This is a genomic window from Sphingobacterium sp. JUb20 (assembly GCF_004342035.1).
GTDB classification, from domain to species: Bacteria; Bacteroidota; Bacteroidia; order Sphingobacteriales; family Sphingobacteriaceae; genus Sphingobacterium; species Sphingobacterium anhuiense.
This window is the reverse complement of record NZ_SLYV01000001.1, coordinates 517039-537122: the sequence shown is the minus strand read 5'-3', so window position 1 is coordinate 537122 and position 20084 is coordinate 517039. Positions and strand designations below refer to the sequence as shown.

Sequence of the window (20084 nt, the reverse complement as noted above, 5' to 3'; positions counted from 1 at the left end):
TTGCCGCTAATCAATCTTATTTGTAAAGGCAAAACTCATGTACTTTAAATCATCTAGACTATTGTGGCTGTTATTACCACTTACATGCCATTCACTACCTACAGAAGCAAGCAATTTAAGAATAGCATTGCTGAAAAGTGAACTGAACACTCAACAGCAGCTATCCGGAACCGTGCTCGATGAAGCTGGTCAGCCCATTATTGGCGCTACTGTCCGAAATTTGCGCACTCAACAAGATTATCAGACTGATCATAACGGTAGATTCGTGATGGACGGAAAAGTAGGAGATACCATTTCTATCCGGTTCATCGGTTATACCACCACACAACAGACCATTACTGCTCAAAGTGGTTTTCAGATTAAGATGGTTTCAGAAGGGCAACAGCTCGAAGAAGTGATGGTATCCATTGGATACCAGAAAGTTCGCAAATCCGATGTAACAGGAGCTATTGCCAGTGTAAAAGCAGATGAGCTCAACCTGACATCACCAAAACTGTCGCAAGCTTTAGTCGGCAAAATAGCTGGTGTACAAGTCATGCAAACCAGCGGTGCACCCTATGAGGGAACCAAAATTAAGGTACGCGGAATAGGATCTATCAATGCAGGTTCAGATCCTTTGTACGTTATTGATGGATATCCTTCAGGCAATAACTTAAATATCAATCCCAATGATATTGAGACCATCGATATCCTCAAAGATGCCGCTTCTGCCGCGATCTATGGTTCTAGAGCTGCAGGAGGTGTGGTTCTTATTACCACCAAACGTGGTAAAGAGGGACGTAGTAATATAGATTACGAAGTATTAGGCGGTTTCGGACAATTATCAAAAAAGATAGATCTACTAAATGCGGCCGAATTTATTGATTTATTGATCGATGGAAGAAATAATGCCTACAAAGACCTGGTCACTGGTAGAGGATTGACTTGGAATGATAATATGCGCTTAGACAGCAATGCCGACCGCGTCGCTCGTGTAAGCAATGCCGGTTCTGTTTCTATTCCAGAAGAGTATTACGATTTTTCGACAGGACTTGCTAAGAAAGCAAAGTATGATACCGATTGGCAGGATGCGCTTTATCGCAATGCACCTTTTCAAAGACACAACTTATCCGCATACGGAGGAAATGACAAAAATAGATACTTTTTAAGTACATCATATCAAGATCAAGACGGTATTATGTTGGGTACTGGACAACAGGTTTTTAATTTTAGAGCCAATGTCGATGCCAAGGTTAGCAAGCGGCTCACTGTAGGTACCAATGTATCTTTCACGTATAATGATAACGATGAGGTCACCACAGGCCGCTATGACAGCAGCCCTTCCATGGCCGCATTGATCTATTTACCCACGCTACCGGTTTATAATGAGGATGGTAGCTATGCCAAATTTTTAATGGCTGATCTTTCTGCCAATAACTTTGGTGTCCAGAATCCGGAAAACCCGTTGGCTTACGTCACTGAGATCAAAAATAATAGACGCGGGAAGCGTGGACTTTACAATGCTTTTGCAGATTTCTCCATTATAGATGGTCTTAACCTAAAAGTGAACGGTGGATTATCAACTTACGACGAGAAGCACGATTATTATCGACCGACAAGTATCTCAAATGGTAATAACGCACCCTATTCAAATTCTGCAAAAGCAGCAGCTTATGCCGATGCCACTACCCGAAGTGAGATCGATAAGCTCATCGAAACGACCTTAAATTATAGTAAGACATTTGCAGAAAACCATCAAGTGACTGCTCTGTTAGGTTACTCAGCCCAAAGGACAGATATTGACTATATGTCTGTTCGCGCCAACGGATTTCAGAATGATGCAATCGATGAGATTAGCAATAAAGGAGCAGATCCGTCAAATTTTCAGTTGCGTGACGCTTACAAAAGAATAACAACAATGCAGTCGTACTTTAGCCGGGTCAATTACAGCTATGACTCCAGATACTTTCTATCCGCGTCATTCCGTACCGACGGTTCATCCCGGTTTGGACCCAAAACTAAATGGGGAACATTTCCTTCCGTATCTGCGGGCTGGACAATTTCCAAAGAAGATTTTTATGATGCTTGGTTAGGAGCGGGATCGATGATGAAACTGAGGGCAAGCTGGGGGAAAAGTGGAAATAACAATATTGGCGATTATAATGCCATCACTACATACAATTCACCCACAGGTGTGATCATTGGTGATAAAGTGGAAACCTCATTAGCGCCAGGAGATATACGCGACCCGAAATTAGGTTGGGAAACCACCTCACAATACAATGCTGGTTTGGATTTGGGACTTCTCCGGGGTCGCTTGAATATCATGACCAATATTTATTTGAGTCGTTCGTCCGATATGCTATTCAATCAGCCGATCACCGCAGTATCGGGAGCGACGACCATATTGACCAATCTGCCTAATAGTAAAGTCGAAAATAAAGGGTTTGACCTTCAGGTCGATGCTACCTTGATCCGTAAAAAGGACTTTGATTTAGGTATCAGTGGTAACATCAATGTCAACAGAAATAAAGTACTTGATCTTGGTGGAGGTTCTACCATTATGACCAATGGGGCAGAGCGCTCATACATCACACATATTACCCAAGAAGGCAGTCCAATCGGCATGTTCTATGGATTCAAAGTGTTGGGAGTAGCTACCGAAGAGAACTATAAAAGTGTTGCCCCATCTGCAGGTTCAACCAATCCATTGCAACCGGGTGATCTTTATTTTGAGGATGTAGATGGTAATGGTATTGTAAACGATGAAGACAAACGTATTATCGGTAGTCCACATCCCGATTTTACATATGGATTTGCGATCAGTACACGGTATAAAAACTTTGACTTAAGAGCTTCGTTCAATGGATCCCAAGGCAACAAAGTTTTGGATGGCTACGATTATTACCTGTATAATATGGAAGGGTCAGGCAATCAATATGCAGATGTTGCACAGCGCTATAGATCAGCTTCAAATCCAGGTAATGGTGAAGTATATCGTGCCTCACGTGGTGGAACCCAGAGTAACAGCACACGTCTGTCGACTTTCTACCTACAATATGGTTCATTCCTTCGGATGACAAATATCATCCTGGGTTACAGTCTGCCAAGTGCAGCAGCAAACAAGTTATCCCTTTCGGGCGTTCGGATATCCGCGAGTGTTGACAATCCATTTACCATCAGTAAATACAAAGGTTACAACCCCGAACCCGATTACAATCAACGCGGCAATCTGACTCCAGGTGTTGATTACGGTCTGTACCCATTGGTACGTTCATTCAATCTCGGATTAAAAGTTACATTTTAAAAAATCGACTATCATGAAAAAAAGATATTTACTACCCTTTGTTCTTCTCGCATTATCCTCTTGCAATAAAGATTTCCTAAATCAGGAAAGCCCCAATGCGGTCTCTGTCGGCACATATTTTAAGTCAGAAAACGACGTATTGTTAGCTGTTAACGGTTTGTACCAAGCATTGCGTTCCGGAAGCACCATCGGCGAGTCCAGTGCACTTTACAGCGAAGAGCGTTCGGATAATACCGGACGCGATGATAACCAGTCCAATGCAGGAGAACCCTTCCAGTTTAATGATTTCTCCATATTGCCCAGTAACTCTTATATCAAAACACACTGGTCTGCTATGTACGATGGAATTGCACGTTGCAATACGCTGTTGTCCAATATCGACCGTGTAACATTTGCCGACAATGCAGTCAAAGAACGTTACATTGCCGAAACCAAGTTTGTGAGAGGACTCTTATATTTCCATATGGTACGTAAATTCGGTGATATTCCGTTGTCAACGGTCGAGATCACGACTAAAGAGCAAGCGGCCGAAATTGCCTATAGACAAAAAGAAGCTACTGTTTATCAGCAGATCGTAACAGATCTAACTGATGCTCTGAACAGCAACCTGCCCAATGTGCAGTGGCAGTATGCTGTAGGGCGAACTTCCAAGGCAGCCATCAATGCTATTTTAGGACAGGTTTATCTGACTATGGGAGCAACCTTGGCAGGCGATAAACAAACTAATTTTCAAAAAGCAGAGCAATATCTGACAGCATCATACGGCATGCGTACATTTGGCAAGCTTACGGAGATTCCTTATACGGAAGTATTCGATGTTAGCAAAAAAAGTACCTGTAAAGAATTGGTAATGCAGATTCAGTATCTGCAAGGTGACCAAAACTACAGTTCAAGTATCGCACGCAATAATCAGGCGAGAGGAGAAAACATCAATTCGAAATTTATATCAACAGGTATCGGAGGCAATGTTAAGCATGATCTTGTAAAAGATTATGAAGATCAAGATCTGCGCAAGATTTTTTCTATCAAATTTGCCGAACATGCACAAGTTAAAGATTGGTTTATCACCAAATTTAGAGATAACAGTGAAGGTGCAGGAACCGAAGGAAGAGGAGGAAATGATTGGATACTGATCCGTTATGCCGACGTAATGTTGCTCCTTGCAGAAGCGAAGATGAATTTGGGTAAAGATGCAGAAGCTATTGCTTTGCTCGACGAGGTTAGGCTTCGAGCAGGCTTACCATCATATGCAGTTTCAAGGACTAATGCCAGTTACGCAGCCAAATACCCGACATTGAAAGAGGCTATTTTGCATGAACGCCGTGTAGAACTTGCCTTTGAAAATCACAGATGGTTTGATCTCATCCGTAATTATGATGCAAATGCACTGGTCGAATATTTTAAAAAGAAGAGTCAGGCCGACTATGGTAATGCCAAGTTATCCAATATTTCGATTAAAGATCGCTACTATCCGATACCATTTGACGAGTATAAGCTAAATCCTGAAAAGATGTATCAAAATACAGGATACTAAATTAGTGACAAACTACTCTTATGATCAATACGATAAAAATATGGCTTCTGGTCCTAGGTACATGCCTTTCGAATGTAACCTGGGGCCAGGAGTTTCATAGCGATAGAAGCCCACAAGATTGGGTGATCGCCAAAAACTATTATGCCTCTTTTATTCTAAGTCAAGATAGCGTACTGATTGGACAATTATTGTCTCTGCCTGAAGTTCAAAATCTACTGAAAAAACGGCATAGCCGCTACCTCAATAATACTAAATGTGCAGCCGTAGCATGCTTTGTGGATGCCTTCAAATGGAAACAACAGGAAATTGATCTTTTAGTGAACATTTTTGTTGCTAACACCAAAAGCCAGAAAGGGCAATCCTTCCGCAATCGGCTGATGGATTCACAGACCTATGGGCTTTCACATGGAAAGAAAGCCGATGAATACCTTGCTCGCGCATTGCGACAGGATCTTGAAGCAATGAACTATGTGATCGATGTTTATGCCGGAGCTAAGAAACCTAATTATCCGCGTATAGATTCTATTTCTTTTAATATTACCAGTAAATCATATCTACACTTGCTCAAAGATGTGGCACAGGACGTTCTCAAAGATGTACAGCAACCTAAGTTAGCATTCTACGAATCACTTTGGACAGCTGTTAGGCTATTGGAAGTTAACGAAAGATGGGACGCGGCACAATTGGAACCTTTGATGCAGTTGGAGAATAAGAAAGCATACGAAGCGATCCGAATAACAGATTTTGACCGCTATCCTTATAGCCTGTTATTGACTTTAGGAGCAGGACCAGATCAATACGGTCAACCAATCAGCCCCGGCGGAATGTTGCGTTCCAGAATGGCAGCTCGCAGTTATTTCGATGGATTAGCTCCCTTTATTATAGTTTCAGGCGGACGCGTACATCCCTATAAAACCCCCTACATCGAAGCGCTGGAGATGAAAAAATACCTGATGCAGGTACTCGGTGTGCCTGAAGAAGCAATTTTGATTGATCCACATGCACGCCATACCACCACTAACCTGCGTAATACTGCCCGTATCCTGTTGACTTATGGATTTCCGAAAGATAAATTTGCAATCGTTAATAGTAGTGTACCACATATCGATGCCGTTCAAAATATGGCCGATCGCTGCATGCGGGAATTAGGATATGTACCGTATGAGCTTGGAAAACGCATCAGTGATGTCATTATGGAGTTTAAACCGCGTATAGAATCTCTAACCATAGATCCGGATGAACCGTTAGATCCTTAGCTGTTTCTGATTCTTTCTTCAATTTTTATATATTTCCATTACTAACCCTATAATTATAGTAATTTACAGGTCTCTTTTTGAGACCTGTAAACAGCGTTATGAAAAAATACTTGAGACAATTATCGACCAGCTTTTTAATGTCATTCATTTCCTTTTTAGCACTTCATGCTCAGACAAAGACAGAATTGACAAATGTATTTCTTGGATCTTCTGGAGATCACGGACAGCTATCTCCCGCCGCATCTTCACCTTTCCATCAGATGAGTATCGCTCCTCAAACCTATCCCACGTTGCATATGGGTTATGAGCACCTCGCTAAAGAAATACTGGGATTTACCCACAATAGATTTGAAGGTGTGGGTTGTAAGGGGAGCGGAGGTCTCATTTTGATAAAGCCATTTCTAGGACATCAGGATGATGGCAAACCCCTGATTAAAGAGCAGGAAAAGGCAGGGCCGGGATATTATGACATTGCATTAAAGGGTCGTATAAAAGCACAATTTGCCGTTCATGAAAACTTTGGAATTCATCAATACACTTTTCCTGAAGGAGAAAAAGGACTGACATTGGATCTCGCACATGCATTCAATGGTTCATTTGTGTCGAACACCTATACCATGGACAACAATGGTATGATCAAAGGAACTGTCAGATCAAAAACAACTTGCGGCGTAGGTATATACAGCATTCATTATGCAATCGCTGTTACATCTGGCAGCCTCTGGATAGGAACTGATAATCTCCTGACTCTTCATCTGGATAAGCAGGTAAAAAAAACAACATTACGGATCGCTTTTTCTGCTGTAAGTCCAAATTATGCCGAAACCACTTTAAAAGTTAATAGCAATAAAACTTACGACCAGGTAAAAACTGCTTCAGATCATCGCTGGGAAAGTTACCTGTCGGGTATTATAGTCAAAGGAGATCCTGAGCGCGAGAAGCTTTTCTATTCTTTGCTTTATCGGACCCTTCAATCACCCTATCAGATAAATGAATCAGACGGTAACTACAACGGTACAGATGGGCAAGTCCACTATTCCAAAGGTAAGCGCTATCACGGTTGGGCCATCTGGGACAATTATAAAACACAGTTGCCGCTTTTAGAACTGCTCTATCCTAAACAGTATCAAGATATTGTTTCTTCGGTTTCAGATCTCTATCGTTATGGAAAATTTGATTTCGCCGGTCCTCACGAACCAGCAAATTCTGTTCGAACAGAACATGCTGCGGTAGTGCTTTTAGATGCCCATAAAAAAGGGTATGATATAAATCTAACCGCTATCTGTGACTCCTTAGTCCAGGATACGTTGCGTTTTGATTTTTCTAAACCAGATAAATATTTAGAAGCTGCTTATGATATGTGGGCTATGGCAGGTCTGTTCCAGTCAGAACGCAAGTATTACCTGGACCGAGCCAGTAGTTACCGAAACGTTTGGTTAAAAGAATTTAAAGATCTCAATCGTCCAGATGTAGACCGTATGTCGGCAAGAAATATGTATCAAAGTACAATCCGCCAGTATCGCTGGAATGTACCCTTTGATATGCAGGGATTAGTAGATCTGGCAGGAGGGAAAGAAACATTCACTGCACAGTTGAATGATTTTTTTGATCACCATTATTTTAATCGTGCCAATGAACCCGATATACAGTCACCCACATCCTATTATGCCAGCAGTAAGCCATCACGCTATCAATCATTGGTACGGGAACTGGCTCTGGATACGGTAATACAATATTACTTTAATGACAATAGCCGTGGTATCGATCCTTTTATAGACCGGATATACAAAAACCAGCCCAAAGCATTTGTACGCACCATGGATGACGATGCCGGCGCCATGTCAGGTTGGTTTGTACTCACGGCACTGGGTTTACATCAACCTCTGATCGGACAGCCCATTTATTATGTCAGCATCCCTTTATTTCCAGAGATTATCGTACAGCAGGGAGAGCAGAAACTGAAAATCAAAGTGCTCAACTATAACGATAAAAACAACTATATCAAACGGGTTTTACTCAATGGTAAAGATATCAACAGACTTTGGTTACATCATGATGAACTTGATAAAGGTGGATTACTGGAGATAGAGGCCAGCGCCGAACCTTCCACTTATGGTATAGATAATATCTGGGTTTCAGATCTGAAAGAATGAGATTAAAATCTGATTGATGAAGAGCCGTTTGAAATCACCAAACGGCTGTTTTATCGATTTGGTATTGAAATTTTGGTCAATGATTGTAGCCTGCATCGATTCTTTTATAAGTATTCGTCGCAATATCCTGATTCCCTGCAAAAGGAAAAAACACGAGAAAGCCACCTGCTGTGGTTTCACTTGGTACGATTAAGTTGCCATTTTTAGATATGGCGAGGCAAAATGTTGTTGAGGTAAATCTATTTAATAGAATGTAAATGTCCATATCTGTCTTTCGAAACGAGATAAAGTTTTGCGGTTCCGATTTGATTTTTATTGTTTTTTCCCGCACAACATGCCCCACAGTATCAATCAATTTTAAATGAATTTTATTTTTGCCAATTAATTCCAATGAGGTCTTATAAAGATATTGGAGGCTATCGCGTTTATAATAACCAGGCTCAATGAAATTCCAGAGACAATCGACATTTTCCTGTGAGCTCTTTTTTAGAATGGGATTTATTCGGCTTCCGATTTTCTGCGGAAAATTATCAAAGCTGTAAATCTCCTGGGATACTATTTTAGAAACAGTATATTCATCGGCAGTTTTTGCTAAATATTTCGGAGATATTGAACTGCACGAACTGTAGAACAGGACGAATAATACTGAAAGTAATCCGATAAAAATGTGAAATCCTTTTTTTGAATAAGCTTTAGTTCTTCTCATAATCACTTAACAATTTGTTTTAATCATTCGTCAATAGAAGCTCATGTTAAACAGCTAAAGATACGTCTACCTATTGTTAATAACATCATTTATTTGCTTTTGTGTATATGCTTTATAGACCACGCCGAGTCTCTGTGCATTTTCTTCCACTGTAGAATCAAAACCAGCTTTTTTCCGTCTCTTATTTACATTTTTAGCATCTTTAATAGGCATCACATATTCAAATGGCTCTTTTTTACCGGTTTTTGGATTATTGACCATTTGCATATATACTTGGGTACCGTATATCTGTTCTTTTCCTTCGCTAGTAAGTTTTCTATCCAGCATCATAGCAACATATCGAAAAGGTAATTCTTTATTTTTTCCTGCATTTTCAATTATTTTATAATACTTTGAGATTTTATCTGAATGCTGTACTACATAAAAAACAGCTGTATTTTCAGGTTCACCAACTAATGTTTTACCTGGGTAACCATATTTTTCAATGATATGCTCTACCTTTTCAATATTTATTGAATCAATTTTTTGCATAATTTTCCACTTACTTTTATCCAGTAAAGCTCTCGGATAATTGAGGAACTGAGCAATGGTATCTTTCCTTTCATCTGTAACCTGAGGATCTAAAAATTCTCTTATACCCTGATCAGTTCGTAGAATGCTATCCAATTGTTTCTTTAATTCCAGATTTAATGGCTGTTGAGCATAGCAGCTTATGCTAATGAGTGCTAATACTGATAGGAATACTTCTTTCATAATTACAACTTATTTTACTTACCAAAAATACACGATAGGAAGAAGCCCAAAAGGTATAAATCGGACAACTTTTACATCAGTTTAAAGACTGAACTCCCATTTCCAGGCAGGAAAGTACCTTTTGTAAAGGACCTCAATGCACAACCTGTAAATTGTACAAATTCTTTTCTGAAATGCGATGAATCGTAATAATCTTCCGTAATTAAAAACCTATGGTATGCGTTTGTATTTTTCGAGTATTGCGCATCCAGTACATTTCTAAATCTAATTATTTTTTTAAAGAGGGAAGGAGTGCAACCAACGTACTTTTTAAAATACCGTAAGAAATTTCGTTCAGACATACAGGCGGATGCTGCCAGCTCTTTCACGGTCAATTTATCGACTTTAGAAGTGCTGTTATAAATTCTTTCTAATGGATCACCTTTGTGCACGCTTAAATTTAATAAAAGAAATTCTTCGAGGCACTCAATTCTCTTTTCTAGAGGAATTGAAAAGAGTTGTGAAGCAAATCTAGACCATTTGGATTCGTTCAGTAATTGATGTGATTGAGCGGCTATTTCTAAAAATGGTAACTCGAAAAAAAAGTTGATACCGCTGGGTGTAAAATTAATGCTTATTTCGTTTACAGGATTATTAAACGTGATTAGTGTCGGTTGTGTTAATCTACCCAGTACAATAATTTCAGGCCCATGGGTTTCATCTCTTGTGAAAGTAACTTCGTTGGGCTGTATGGATATCGAGGTATGGTTAAAGAGGGCTAGACACGTGCCGAGATTTGGAAACGCTGTATACCTTAAAGGAAAAGTCTCTCCATGATGTGATACTGTAAAACAGGTAATATATTTTTTTAGTTGATCGGAAAGTGGTATAATATTGGTAAACATAATAGTATATCTAAAAAAATTATAAAAGGAGATATATCTTAAAGATAATAAGATTATCGCGCACTTGCACCTATAAGAGGCACATTTCCAAAAGTTATCTCCCGTATGATCTTTAGTTTTTTCTCCCTTATCATCCTGCCTAATTCAATCACTACAATCAATATATGACCACGGCGATGGGTAATATCCCATTTCTATCGTTACTCAGAAACATGGAATTGATAAAAAAATAATATTCTATTTCCAATAATTAGTTTATAATTGCTGTTCATTATAAACAAGCTATAATTCGTATTTTCAAGTCTCACATGATATTACAATATTAAGAAGACACTGGCGCATTTTTGTGAGTAAGGGAAAAGTTGAATGGATGGGGCTGATTAAAGAATGATCATTTAAAAGAATAATTGATAAAATGGATAACAGGAGAGATTTTCTAAAAAAAGCAGCGATGCTGGCAGGTGGTATGTCATTGTCGCAACTGCTACCTCAGTCTATTGCTAAGGCCATGGCCATAGATCCCACTTTAGGGAGTACGTTTTATGATGCAGAACATGTTGTGCTGCTTATGCAAGAAAATAGATCATTTGACCATGCATTTGGTACCTTAAGGGGAGTTCGAGGATTTAACGATCCACGTACTATCCGTCAGCCCAATAACCAGAAAGTCTGGTTACAGACACAAGCTGATGGTAAAACATACGCTCCTTTTCGACTGGATATAAAAGATTCTAAAGTCACTTGGATGGGCTGTCTGCCACACAATTGGACAGACCAGACCGATGCACGTAATCAGGGCAAAATGAATCGATGGCTGGATGTAAAACGTTCGGGATTTAAAGATTTTAAAGAGATGCCCTTAACATTGGGTCATTATACGCGTGAAGATATACCGTTCTACTATGCCATTGCCGATGCATTTACCATCTGCGATCAATATTTTTGTTCCAGTCTAACAGGCACCAATCCCAATAGGCTTTATTTTTGGACAGGCAATATCAGAGAAAAACTGACCGATAAAGCACTGGTGTGGAACGGAGATTCCGAGTTCAGTGGTAAAGCCACATGGAAAACTTTTCCTGAACGCCTGACAGAAAGCGGAGTGGATTGGAAAATATATCAAAATGAAATATCCTCCAGTAGTGCCGGTTACAGTGGTCAAGAAAACAGTTGGTTGGGGAATTTTGGGTGTAATGTAATGGAATATTTCCCTCAATATGCTGTCAAATATAGCAAGCGTTATCAAGATTTATTGATTGAAAAAAGAAAGCAGATCGACGCAAAGCTTGAAGAGCTAAAGGAAAAAGATATTGTAACTGGGGTAGAGTATGATAAATTGCAAAAGCAACTGCAAGAAACCTTAAAAGAGCAAGAGCTGTATACGGACGAAAACTTTGAGAAGTTAAGCGCGCACACAAAAGAAATCCACCGACGTGCATTTGTCAATAACAGTGCTGCTCCCGATTATATGGAGCTCGAGCAGATGGAATATCAAGAAGGCGATGAGACCCGTCACCTCCAAATACCGAAGGGTGACATCTTGCATCAGTTTAGAGAAGATGTCGACACAGGTAAACTGCCAACAGTATCTTGGCTGGCTGCACCACAGCTTTTCTCGGATCACCCCGATTCACCTTGGTTCGGAGCCTGGTATGTCAGTGAAGTTCTGGACATCTTAACCAAAAATCCAGAAGTATGGAAAAAGACTATCTTTATCCTTACTTATGACGAAAATGATGGTTATTTTGACCATGTGGCACCTTTTGCGGCGCCAAACCCTTATCGTCAAGATTCAGGTAAAGTTTCTCAAGGCATCGACACACGGTTGGAATATGTAACAAAAGAAGAGCAATATCATCCCGAAAGCGGCCGTGAAAGTAACATCGGCCTGGGGTATCGTGTACCGATGATCATAGCTTCTCCATGGTCCCGTGGAGGTTGGGTAAATTCACAGGTGTTTGACCACACCTCACCATTACAGTTTTTAGAGCGGTTCATTAATCACAAAACACGTTCTGATATCGAAGAGACTAATATTACAGCATGGAGGAGGGCCGTTTGTGGAGATTTAACCTCCGCTTTCAGACCATATAACGGCGAAGTGATAGCAAAACCCGAATTTGTTCAGAAAAAGCCATTTATTAAAAGCATTCATCAAGCACAATTTAAAGATGTGCCCAAAGGATTTAAAGTCTTAAATCAAGCTGAAATAGAGCAGATAGAGCAAGATCCTCGAACTTCGCCCTACTTCCCGAAACAGGAGAAAGGGAATAGAGATTCATGTGGGCTACCCTATGAACTCTATGTTGATGGATATTTTGATCAAGAAAATGCAGCATATAAAATCTCCTTTGAGTCTGCAAATAGCGTATTCGGTGCCGCATCAGCAGGAGCAGCATTTACCGTTTACAGTGAAACTCCTTATCATAATGAACAGGGGAGAAGTTGGAACTATGCTACCGTCGCAGGAGACCGATTGTCCGATAGTTGGTCATTAAATGACTTCGAAAAGCCTGCTTATAAATTGAGCGTTTACGGTCCAAATGGTTTTTTTCGAACATTTACCGGAGGTAAAGAAAATCCGAAAATTAAAATTTCTTGTCGTTACGAACGTGATAAAAAAGGTAAAGGATTGACAGGCCGATTGCTGTTCGAGATCGCGAATCAAGAAGACCGTCAGGTTGAAGTATTGCTTCAAGATAACAGCTATGGACAAGCGGTACGTAACATGAAGGTGCGTGCCGGTTCGACCTCGGTTGCCATAGTTGCTTTATCCAAACAGCATTTTTGGTATGATATAAAGGTAAGCTGTAATGGATACTTGAACTATTTCGAACAGTTTGCAGGACGTATTGAAGTTGGGCAAAACGCGAAAAGCGATCCATTACTGTCATAAAAGTCGCAACGGTCTTTCCATTATTAAACAAAAAGCGTCATACATCTCAAATTGTACGACGCTTTTATTTAGGTGCAAACTAACAGCGTATCATTCTATATATGATTCCTTTTAATCGGGCATAAGTTTAATTCAATGTCGCTATTACTGCTGACATACTGCTGTCAGTCGCCATCGTTATCTTCGTTTAAATATTAAAAATCAAAAAATGAACAACATCACCATTCAAGAAAAGAAGATTATCGGTATGGTCATTCGAACTACCAATGAAAATGGACAGGCTGCAAATGATATCGAATTATTATGGCAAAAGTTTTTGAAAGATGAAACCATACATCAACTTGAGCAAAAGATAAATAACGACATCTATGCCGTTTATACAAATTATGAAACAGATTTTACCGGCTATTACGATACCATTATCGGATATGAAGTAAACACGTTAATGGTCGTTCCAGAAGGACTTATAGGGCTAGTGATCGAAGGGGGAGACTATGCTGAATATGTGTCCAAAGGAAAGATGCCAGAAGCTATACTCAATACCTGGCTGGGTATTTGGGCTGATCAAGAATTTAATTCAAGAAGAGCTTACAAAGCAGATTTTAGCGTACATGGTGAAAAATATAATGATGGTCCTGGAGCCGAGGTAGAGACCTATATCTCTGTTAAGTCGTGATCTTTATAGTTTTTGCAGCAGTACCACAAAAAATATAAATAAGATAGTATTAAAATAAAAGCCGTTTGGTCATTCCAAACGGCTTTTATATGACCAAATTTTGATACCGCATGTTGATTCAACTTCTAAAAACCCAATAGCAGGAGATTCATGCAACATATAATATTAAGTATAAAACAATTTTCAGGTTTGTGGTAAGAAGTAAAATGTTTAAGATACCTTAATAAATACTTAAATTTTTAATCAAATCAAAAGATATTAAGTCAGATAGATATGTTTAAATTTAATAGTTTAATATTGCTTTTGGTAGGTATGTCCAAATTGTAGAAATCATTCCAGCCTTTCAAAAATTCGGCCAGGAAGCTGAAGTAAAAGTCTTTATTTTTTTTAATTGTTAATGTTTTATGTATGATTTGTTTATATTAGTCAAGCCAATCAACGAACCATACACATGTACGATATTAAGGATTTTAGTGAAGAACAAAAACATAAAATCGCCATTATACGTGATGAATATGTGTTTAAGGAGCTCTTCATTCAAAATATTGAAATTCTTGAGCAATACGCCTTATCCATTGTTAAAGACGATTGTCACGCTGAAGATGTCGCTAGCGAAGTATTTTGGGAAATCTGGAATATGGGTCCAAAGCTTACGGAGATCAAATCAGTGTCTGCCTACTTATACCGGTAAATGGAAACAAAACCCAAATTGGTAAAATCACTATCATGAAGACATTAATTTATAAAAAAGGAAACTTCGGTGTCCTTATACTCCTAATCTTATTAGCGTTAATTGCTTGTAAAAAAGAAGACCTTCCTTCTAAACCTATCGCTGGTTCATTTCAGGTAACCAGTACCGTGACAAACGAAATCGAAAAAGCAGAAGCTGCTTATACCATCAGCATCGTAGGCAGTACCAATGGCTGGTGGGTTACATTGCCCGCAAACGTACAGTGGTACAGTGTGGAACGCAAATATGGCTCTGGTAACGTGACGCAGAAACTGACGATCAAGGCCAATGATTCGGGTCAAGATCGATTGGGCTGGGTCAAAATAAACTCCACTTCCAAAGAAGAAGTAACCATCAATTTTAAACAAAAGGGATCATGAAATTAAGTTTTATTGTAATTTTAGCGCTCGCCCTAACTACAGGACGACATGCTTACGGACAGAAAAGGCCTAATGTCGTCATCATCATTTCCGATGACCATGCTTATCAAACCATAGGAGCATACGGCTCAAAATATGGAAAAACACCTCAGATAGATCGGATTGCCAATGAGGGAGCTATTTTTAAAAATGCTTTTGTCAACAATTCAATATGTGGCCCCAGTAGGGCCACTTTATTGACCGGAAAGTACAGCCACAAAAATGGTTTTAAAGATAATGAGACTTCCGAGTTCGATTTCAGCCAAGATCTATTTGTCAAACAACTCCAACAAGTAGGGTACAATACCGCTTGGGTCGGTAAAATCCATTTGGGAGACAAATTACAAGGATTCAATTATTTTGACATTCTGGTGGATCAAGGTACCTATTTCAATCCGGATTTCATTAGTAAACAAGGTCTTAAACGAAGTGAAGGATATGTTTCAGACATCTTGACCGATAAAGCTTTAAGCTGGCTCGATACCGTAAATCAAGAACTGCCTTTTTGCTTGGTTATCGGGCATAAAGCTACCCATCGTACCTGGATGCCCGATCCTGCAGATTTTGGCACCTATGACAGCGTCGATTTTAAATTGCCGGAAACCTTTTACGATGATTACGAAAGCCGTAAACCAGCCAAGCTTCAGGAGATGTCTATTGACAAGGATATGCGTATGGGCTACGATCTAAAGATGTTCGAATCTGTTGAAGCGATGATGCAGGATGGTAATTTCAAACGCATGACATCAGCACAGCAAGAAAAATACATCAATTATTACAGACCGATTTATGAAGAACTTAAGCAATCCAAGTTGACCGGAAAAGCTTTAGCAGAGTGGAAGTTTAAACGCTATATGACCGATTACCTCAATACAGCACAATCCATGGATAGGAACATCGGAAATGTATTGGACTACATAGATAGTAAGCAACTAAGGGAAAATACAGTCGTGATCTATCTGTCCGATCAAGGTTTTTATATGGGCGAACATGGTTGGTTTGATAAACGTTGGATGTATGAAGAATCCTTCCGTACACCCATGGTCATGCGCTACCCGGCAATTTTAAAACCCCATACTGAAATCAATGCAAAGGTTGTCAATGCCGATATTGCACCGACTCTCCTGGAACTTGCATCAGTCAAAAAACCGAAGGACATGCAGGGAGAGTCTTTTGTACATGTGCTTAAAAATCCATCAACAGAACATCGGAAAGATCTTTTCTATCATTACTTTGAAAATGGAGAACATGCTGTTAGTCCCCATTTTGGAGTACGTGATGACCGTCACAAATTAATTCGATATTATAAACGTCAGGAAGCATGGGAACTTTTCGATTTACAAAAAGACCCTCAAGAACTTCATAATGTCTATCATGATCCTGCCTATAGTTCCATCGTGAAAATGATGAAGAAAAAGCTAATTAAGCAAATTCATCTGTTTGATGATACAGAAGCAGCTGCAATTTATAAGATAAACATCGATTAGCATTGTATAATAAAACTATTTTACAATCAGTTGATTTGAGCTTATAAGCATACCTTATGAATAACTCCGAAGATATATTCACAGATAAAATAAAATAGCCTAAAGGTGTAATTTAAATCAATTTTAAAGCCGTTTGATATCCTCAAACGGCCTTTCCTTTAACAAAAATTCTTGCTTGAGTATTTCAAAATTTAAATGCCAAACCAAGATCACATTGATACACCTGTTAATGGAACACGTTGTGCGTTTCTCTTCAAGAAGTAGGTCGACGAGACCTTTAACACATGTTTAATACTTATGATGTTCCACCCGTTGCACAGCTGGTATAAAGAACAAAGAAACTCCTGCCAGCATCACAACGATACCCCCAAAAAGGAAAAGCTTTTCAACACCTATTTCGTCAGCAATAAAACCCGCAAAGAGTAAACCAATGATGGCGGGGAATTGGCTTAAGCTACTATATAAAGCGAATACACGACCTAAATAGACAGACTCAAATTGTGTTTGTATTAATACTGTAAACGGGCCCGTAAAAAGCGGCACCGCTAATCCCTGACCAATTGTCAACACGGCGTAGGTGATGAAGAAACTAGACGGTAATGCGCCACATAGTGCAAGAACAAGCCCTAATCCAGAAAACCCGAAGATAATTAACGTCACTTTTTTTAACTTCGGATTCCATACACTTAAAATAACACCACCAACGAGTAAACCAATTCCATACAATCCTTCGATCAAGCTAACCTGATAAGCTGATCCATGAAAGTAATGCAATGTCATTAACGGCATTACCGCTACGATTGGCATAACAAAGAAATTGACCACCACCTCGGAAGCCATTAGCCAAGACATACCTTTATTTCTGAGAATCGCTGTTGCACCTTCTTTCATGTCCTGTAAGATACTCTTCGCAGATTTTCCGATATTCGTTACGTGAGGGATTGATACAAATAGTAATGATGTACAAGCAATAATAGCACCCGCTACATCTAATAACATAACAGTACTCATACCAAATGTCAATAAACATATAGCACCCAACATGGGACCGCATATTATCGATATTGACTGAATAATTTCATTGATACCTGCAATACGAACCAGTTTAGATTTAGGAGCCATAACCGGTATAATAGACTTAATAGCTGGAGCATGAAATGCACTTCCTACAGATCTTAGCATCAATAAAATATAGATAGACCATAATTCAACGATATCCAAGTAAAAGAACAGGGAAATGATTGCTGAACAGATGGCAACAAAAAAATCGGCGCCGATCATAGTCCATTTGCGGTTCCATCGGTCTATAAATACACCAGCAAATGGTCCTAAAAGTATCTGTGGCAACAAACCGGCTATAGCAGCATAAGCAAGAGCTTCGGCAGAACCGGTTTCCATTCCGATCCACAGTACCATGGAAAATTGAGCGATTGAACTACTCAAGATAGAGAATAACTGTCCTGTCCAAATGATCGAGAATTTATTTTTCCAGTTGTTAATTTCTACGTTTGCTTCCATCTTTTTCTACATTAATAAGTTTGAAATGCAAAATTAGAGGTTTGAAGATTTGCAAACGTGAACATTTGGTAACTTCGTCTGTTACTTTACGATTTGCCTTCGAATGCGACTTAGTGATTGCGGAGTCATACCCAGACAAGAAGCAATATATTTTTGTGGGACGAGTTGAAATACTTCAGGATCTTTTTTTCAATACGGTTAGATATCGTGCGCGAGCAGTAGGTTGACAGAGCATGATGAGCCATTCGGTAATTTCAAAATAGTATTGCTCTAAAATGGCACGAATTAGATTTGAAATTTCATGAGACTCTTGACAAAGTACATCAAGATCATTTTTTGATATAACATAAGCTGAACTACTGGAAATTGATTCAATCCTGTAATCCGCAGAAGCTTCTGAATACAGGATGTCACCATATCGCTCGAACCATAGCGTTCTTTCTTCACCATCGAAGATACGGTAACCCCTCCAAATCCCTTCGCTTATGATGTAATAATTTTGCTTCAGATTATCAGGCCCCATAACGAGTTCATGCTTACCAAATGATTTCTTCTCCATCTTCAATAGAAGCTGAGAGACTAATTCGGAAGAAACTCCGTATTTGTTGCATAAAATGGAAACAAATGATTGCATATTTAAAGGTATAGAATATATATCGTTTTTAATACATATTGCTTTATTAAGGGACTTTATAATATTTGAATGATCATTATGTAAAAGTTATTTTTAACTTGTCTATATCAAGTAGGAGATAAAGAACGCTAATTATGAATAAAATCAAAACGCTTATTTTGCTAGGACTAGTTGCATCTATTGAAGTCATTTATGCGCAGAATAATATTATGCCTTCGTCAAGGAAAAAATTATTCGGTCAATCATTGGTTTCTCATCCAAAAGAAGAAAGTTTGCAAGCATTCGTAGAAAATATCTATCTAAACTCTTCAATATTTCATTATGGTGTGAAGCCAGCTTTAGAAAAGGGTGACTTTTCTGTACTGATTATGACAAGTGCTTTAGATACTAAATTAATGAAAAGTAGGGAGCTTGCACGAATCAAGAAAGAAGATATCTCTGAAATCTCGTTTAAGAAATCTAAAAGATGATGCCCTTTATGGAGAATTTGCTAGCACTTTTGGAATGGTTATTATAACACTTAAGAATTAAGTTGATGGATTTTTAAATCTCATGATGAAGTTTGTAATCGGATTTATATTTCTCTGTTTATCTTCTGTTGATGTTTCTCCGCAGAAAGAAGATATCGTTATATCTGTTATATTAAAAAATGTTATTGGTAAGTCTTTTACATTCAATCAGAGTGATAGGAAAGACTACTTAAATGATGTCATAATTACCTATCTAGGAAAGGTCGAAACTAAAAATAAAAGTAAATATCATATTTTAACTTGGGGGAGAATATGGGGGCCAAATAGACATACAACAGGAACTATTTTGTTATATGATTATAAGAAAAGATACTTTGGTAAATATGTGCTAGGAGCAATTAATGATTTACCTGTTAAGTTAGATTGCAATAAGTTACTCTTTGATAATAAGCAAAAAATTGATTGTGATCAATCGATAATGACTACGATTGACTTCGAAACTATTCCAAAGGATATATTTCTTAAGTGTAATGGTGATCAAGGGGATATATATGAGCTTAGTTTTTGATGTTTCATATCACCAGTTCCTGCTGTATCATTTACGTTTACGACGCATTGGGTAATATTATTTGTGTATAGAAGGAGTAGATACACAGCAAATTCGACATAAACAAAGCATTAA

The 20084-nt window shown here is 38.8% G+C and carries 16 protein-coding genes; 11 read left to right on the top strand and 5 right to left on the bottom strand.

Going from position 1 to position 20084, the window contains the following annotated elements:
* Positions 1-37 precede the first annotated feature (37 nt).
* From EDF66_RS02435 to EDF66_RS02420, 4 genes are all read left to right on the top strand, one after another.
* Positions 38-3286, top strand: a complete 3249-nt coding sequence (locus tag EDF66_RS02435; RefSeq protein WP_132840301.1) for a SusC/RagA family TonB-linked outer membrane protein — start codon at positions 38-40, stop codon at positions 3284-3286.
* A gap of 13 nt (positions 3287-3299) precedes the next feature.
* Complete coding sequence (locus EDF66_RS02430) at positions 3300-4820, top strand: RagB/SusD family nutrient uptake outer membrane protein (RefSeq protein WP_132840299.1); 1521 nt, start codon at positions 3300-3302, stop codon at positions 4818-4820.
* Between the two features lie 20 nt (positions 4821-4840).
* Positions 4841-6076, top strand: coding sequence for a YdcF family protein (locus EDF66_RS02425; protein WP_132840297.1), 1236 nt, complete (start codon positions 4841-4843; stop codon positions 6074-6076).
* A 98-nt stretch (positions 6077-6174) separates the two neighbouring features.
* The gene (locus EDF66_RS02420; protein ID WP_207898397.1) at positions 6175-8229 is read left to right on the top strand and encodes a glycoside hydrolase domain-containing protein; all 2055 of its coding nucleotides are present in this window, start codon (positions 6175-6177) and stop codon (positions 8227-8229) included.
* Positions 8230-8305: 76 nt separating this feature from the next.
* Here the strand turns inward: EDF66_RS02420 and EDF66_RS02415 are convergent, their stop codons facing one another.
* The 3 genes from EDF66_RS02415 to EDF66_RS02405 all read right to left on the bottom strand — a co-directional run bounded on the left by EDF66_RS02415 (position 8306) and on the right by EDF66_RS02405 (position 10572).
* Positions 8306-8935, bottom strand: a complete 630-nt coding sequence (locus EDF66_RS02415) for a hypothetical protein (RefSeq protein ID WP_132840295.1) — start codon at positions 8933-8935, stop codon at positions 8306-8308.
* Between the two features lie 66 nt (positions 8936-9001).
* Positions 9002-9688, bottom strand: coding sequence for a DUF6624 domain-containing protein (locus EDF66_RS02410; protein ID WP_132840293.1), 687 nt, complete (start codon positions 9686-9688; stop codon positions 9002-9004).
* Positions 9689-9759: 71 nt separating this feature from the next.
* Positions 9760-10572 (bottom strand): helix-turn-helix domain-containing protein, encoded by an 813-nt coding sequence (locus EDF66_RS02405; protein ID WP_132840292.1) that lies wholly within the window; start codon positions 10570-10572, stop codon positions 9760-9762.
* 415 nt (positions 10573-10987) lie between these two features.
* On the opposite strand from EDF66_RS02405, the gene EDF66_RS02400 reads away from it, so the two are divergent.
* The 5 genes from EDF66_RS02400 (at position 10988) to EDF66_RS02380 (ending at position 16780) form a co-directional block, all read left to right on the top strand.
* Entirely contained in the window at positions 10988-13468 is a 2481-nt protein-coding gene (locus EDF66_RS02400; RefSeq protein WP_132840290.1) for a phosphocholine-specific phospholipase C, read from the top strand.
* 208 nt (positions 13469-13676) lie between these two features.
* Positions 13677-14144, top strand: coding sequence for a GyrI-like domain-containing protein (locus EDF66_RS02395; protein ID WP_132840288.1), 468 nt, complete (start codon positions 13677-13679; stop codon positions 14142-14144).
* Between the two features lie 451 nt (positions 14145-14595).
* Positions 14596-14835 (top strand): RNA polymerase sigma factor, encoded by a 240-nt coding sequence (locus EDF66_RS02390; RefSeq protein WP_132840287.1) that lies wholly within the window; start codon positions 14596-14598, stop codon positions 14833-14835.
* 35 nt (positions 14836-14870) lie between these two features.
* Positions 14871-15254, top strand: coding sequence for a BACON domain-containing protein (locus EDF66_RS02385; RefSeq protein WP_132840285.1), 384 nt, complete (start codon positions 14871-14873; stop codon positions 15252-15254).
* Complete coding sequence (locus tag EDF66_RS02380; RefSeq protein ID WP_132840284.1) at positions 15251-16780, top strand: sulfatase; 1530 nt, start codon at positions 15251-15253, stop codon at positions 16778-16780. The genes EDF66_RS02385 and EDF66_RS02380 overlap by 4 nt, the downstream gene beginning before the upstream one ends.
* Positions 16781-17068: 288 nt before the next feature.
* Here the strand turns inward: EDF66_RS02380 and EDF66_RS02375 are convergent, their stop codons facing one another.
* Positions 17069-18298: an MFS transporter gene (locus EDF66_RS02375; RefSeq protein WP_207898395.1), complete on the bottom strand. Its 1230-nt coding sequence runs from the start codon at positions 18296-18298 to the stop codon at positions 17069-17071.
* Positions 18299-18473: 175 nt separating this feature from the next.
* Positions 18474-18932: a Crp/Fnr family transcriptional regulator gene (locus EDF66_RS02370; RefSeq protein WP_207898393.1), complete on the bottom strand. Its 459-nt coding sequence runs from the start codon at positions 18930-18932 to the stop codon at positions 18474-18476.
* A gap of 134 nt (positions 18933-19066) precedes the next feature.
* On the opposite strand from EDF66_RS02370, the gene EDF66_RS02365 reads away from it, so the two are divergent.
* The gene (locus EDF66_RS02365) at positions 19067-19402 is read left to right on the top strand and encodes a hypothetical protein (RefSeq protein ID WP_132840282.1); all 336 of its coding nucleotides are present in this window, start codon (positions 19067-19069) and stop codon (positions 19400-19402) included.
* An 82-nt stretch (positions 19403-19484) separates the two neighbouring features.
* Positions 19485-19970 carry a hypothetical protein gene (locus EDF66_RS02360; protein WP_132840281.1) on the top strand — a complete coding sequence of 162 codons (486 nt, stop codon included), beginning with the start codon at positions 19485-19487 and terminating at the stop codon, positions 19968-19970.
* Positions 19971-20084: the final 114 nt, after the last annotated feature.

Excerpts from the sequence above, each read along its gene's own strand:
- EDF66_RS02435 (WP_132840301.1), top strand. The coding sequence starts at position 38 with ATGTACTTTAAATCATCTAGACTATTGTGGCTGTTATTACCACTTACA.
- EDF66_RS02430 (WP_132840299.1), top strand. The coding sequence starts at position 3,300 with ATGAAAAAAAGATATTTACTACCCTTTGTTCTTCTCGCATTATCCTCT.
- EDF66_RS02425 (WP_132840297.1), top strand. The coding sequence starts at position 4,841 with ATGATCAATACGATAAAAATATGGCTTCTGGTCCTAGGTACATGCCTT.
- EDF66_RS02420 (WP_207898397.1), top strand. The coding sequence starts at position 6,175 with ATGAAAAAATACTTGAGACAATTATCGACCAGCTTTTTAATGTCATTC.
- EDF66_RS02415 (WP_132840295.1), bottom strand. The coding sequence starts at position 8,935 with ATGAGAAGAACTAAAGCTTATTCAAAAAAAGGATTTCACATTTTTATC.
- EDF66_RS02410 (WP_132840293.1), bottom strand. The coding sequence starts at position 9,688 with ATGAAAGAAGTATTCCTATCAGTATTAGCACTCATTAGCATAAGCTGC.
- EDF66_RS02405 (WP_132840292.1), bottom strand. The coding sequence starts at position 10,572 with ATGTTTACCAATATTATACCACTTTCCGATCAACTAAAAAAATATATT.
- EDF66_RS02400 (WP_132840290.1), top strand. The coding sequence starts at position 10,988 with ATGGATAACAGGAGAGATTTTCTAAAAAAAGCAGCGATGCTGGCAGGT.
- EDF66_RS02395 (WP_132840288.1), top strand. The coding sequence starts at position 13,677 with ATGAACAACATCACCATTCAAGAAAAGAAGATTATCGGTATGGTCATT.
- EDF66_RS02390 (WP_132840287.1), top strand. The coding sequence starts at position 14,596 with ATGTACGATATTAAGGATTTTAGTGAAGAACAAAAACATAAAATCGCC.
- EDF66_RS02385 (WP_132840285.1), top strand. The coding sequence starts at position 14,871 with ATGAAGACATTAATTTATAAAAAAGGAAACTTCGGTGTCCTTATACTC.
- EDF66_RS02380 (WP_132840284.1), top strand. The coding sequence starts at position 15,251 with ATGAAATTAAGTTTTATTGTAATTTTAGCGCTCGCCCTAACTACAGGA.
- EDF66_RS02375 (WP_207898395.1), bottom strand. The coding sequence starts at position 18,298 with ATGGAAGCAAACGTAGAAATTAACAACTGGAAAAATAAATTCTCGATC.
- EDF66_RS02370 (WP_207898393.1), bottom strand. The coding sequence starts at position 18,932 with ATGCAATCATTTGTTTCCATTTTATGCAACAAATACGGAGTTTCTTCC.
- EDF66_RS02365 (WP_132840282.1), top strand. The coding sequence starts at position 19,067 with ATGAATAAAATCAAAACGCTTATTTTGCTAGGACTAGTTGCATCTATT.
- EDF66_RS02360 (WP_132840281.1), top strand. The coding sequence starts at position 19,485 with ATGATGAAGTTTGTAATCGGATTTATATTTCTCTGTTTATCTTCTGTT.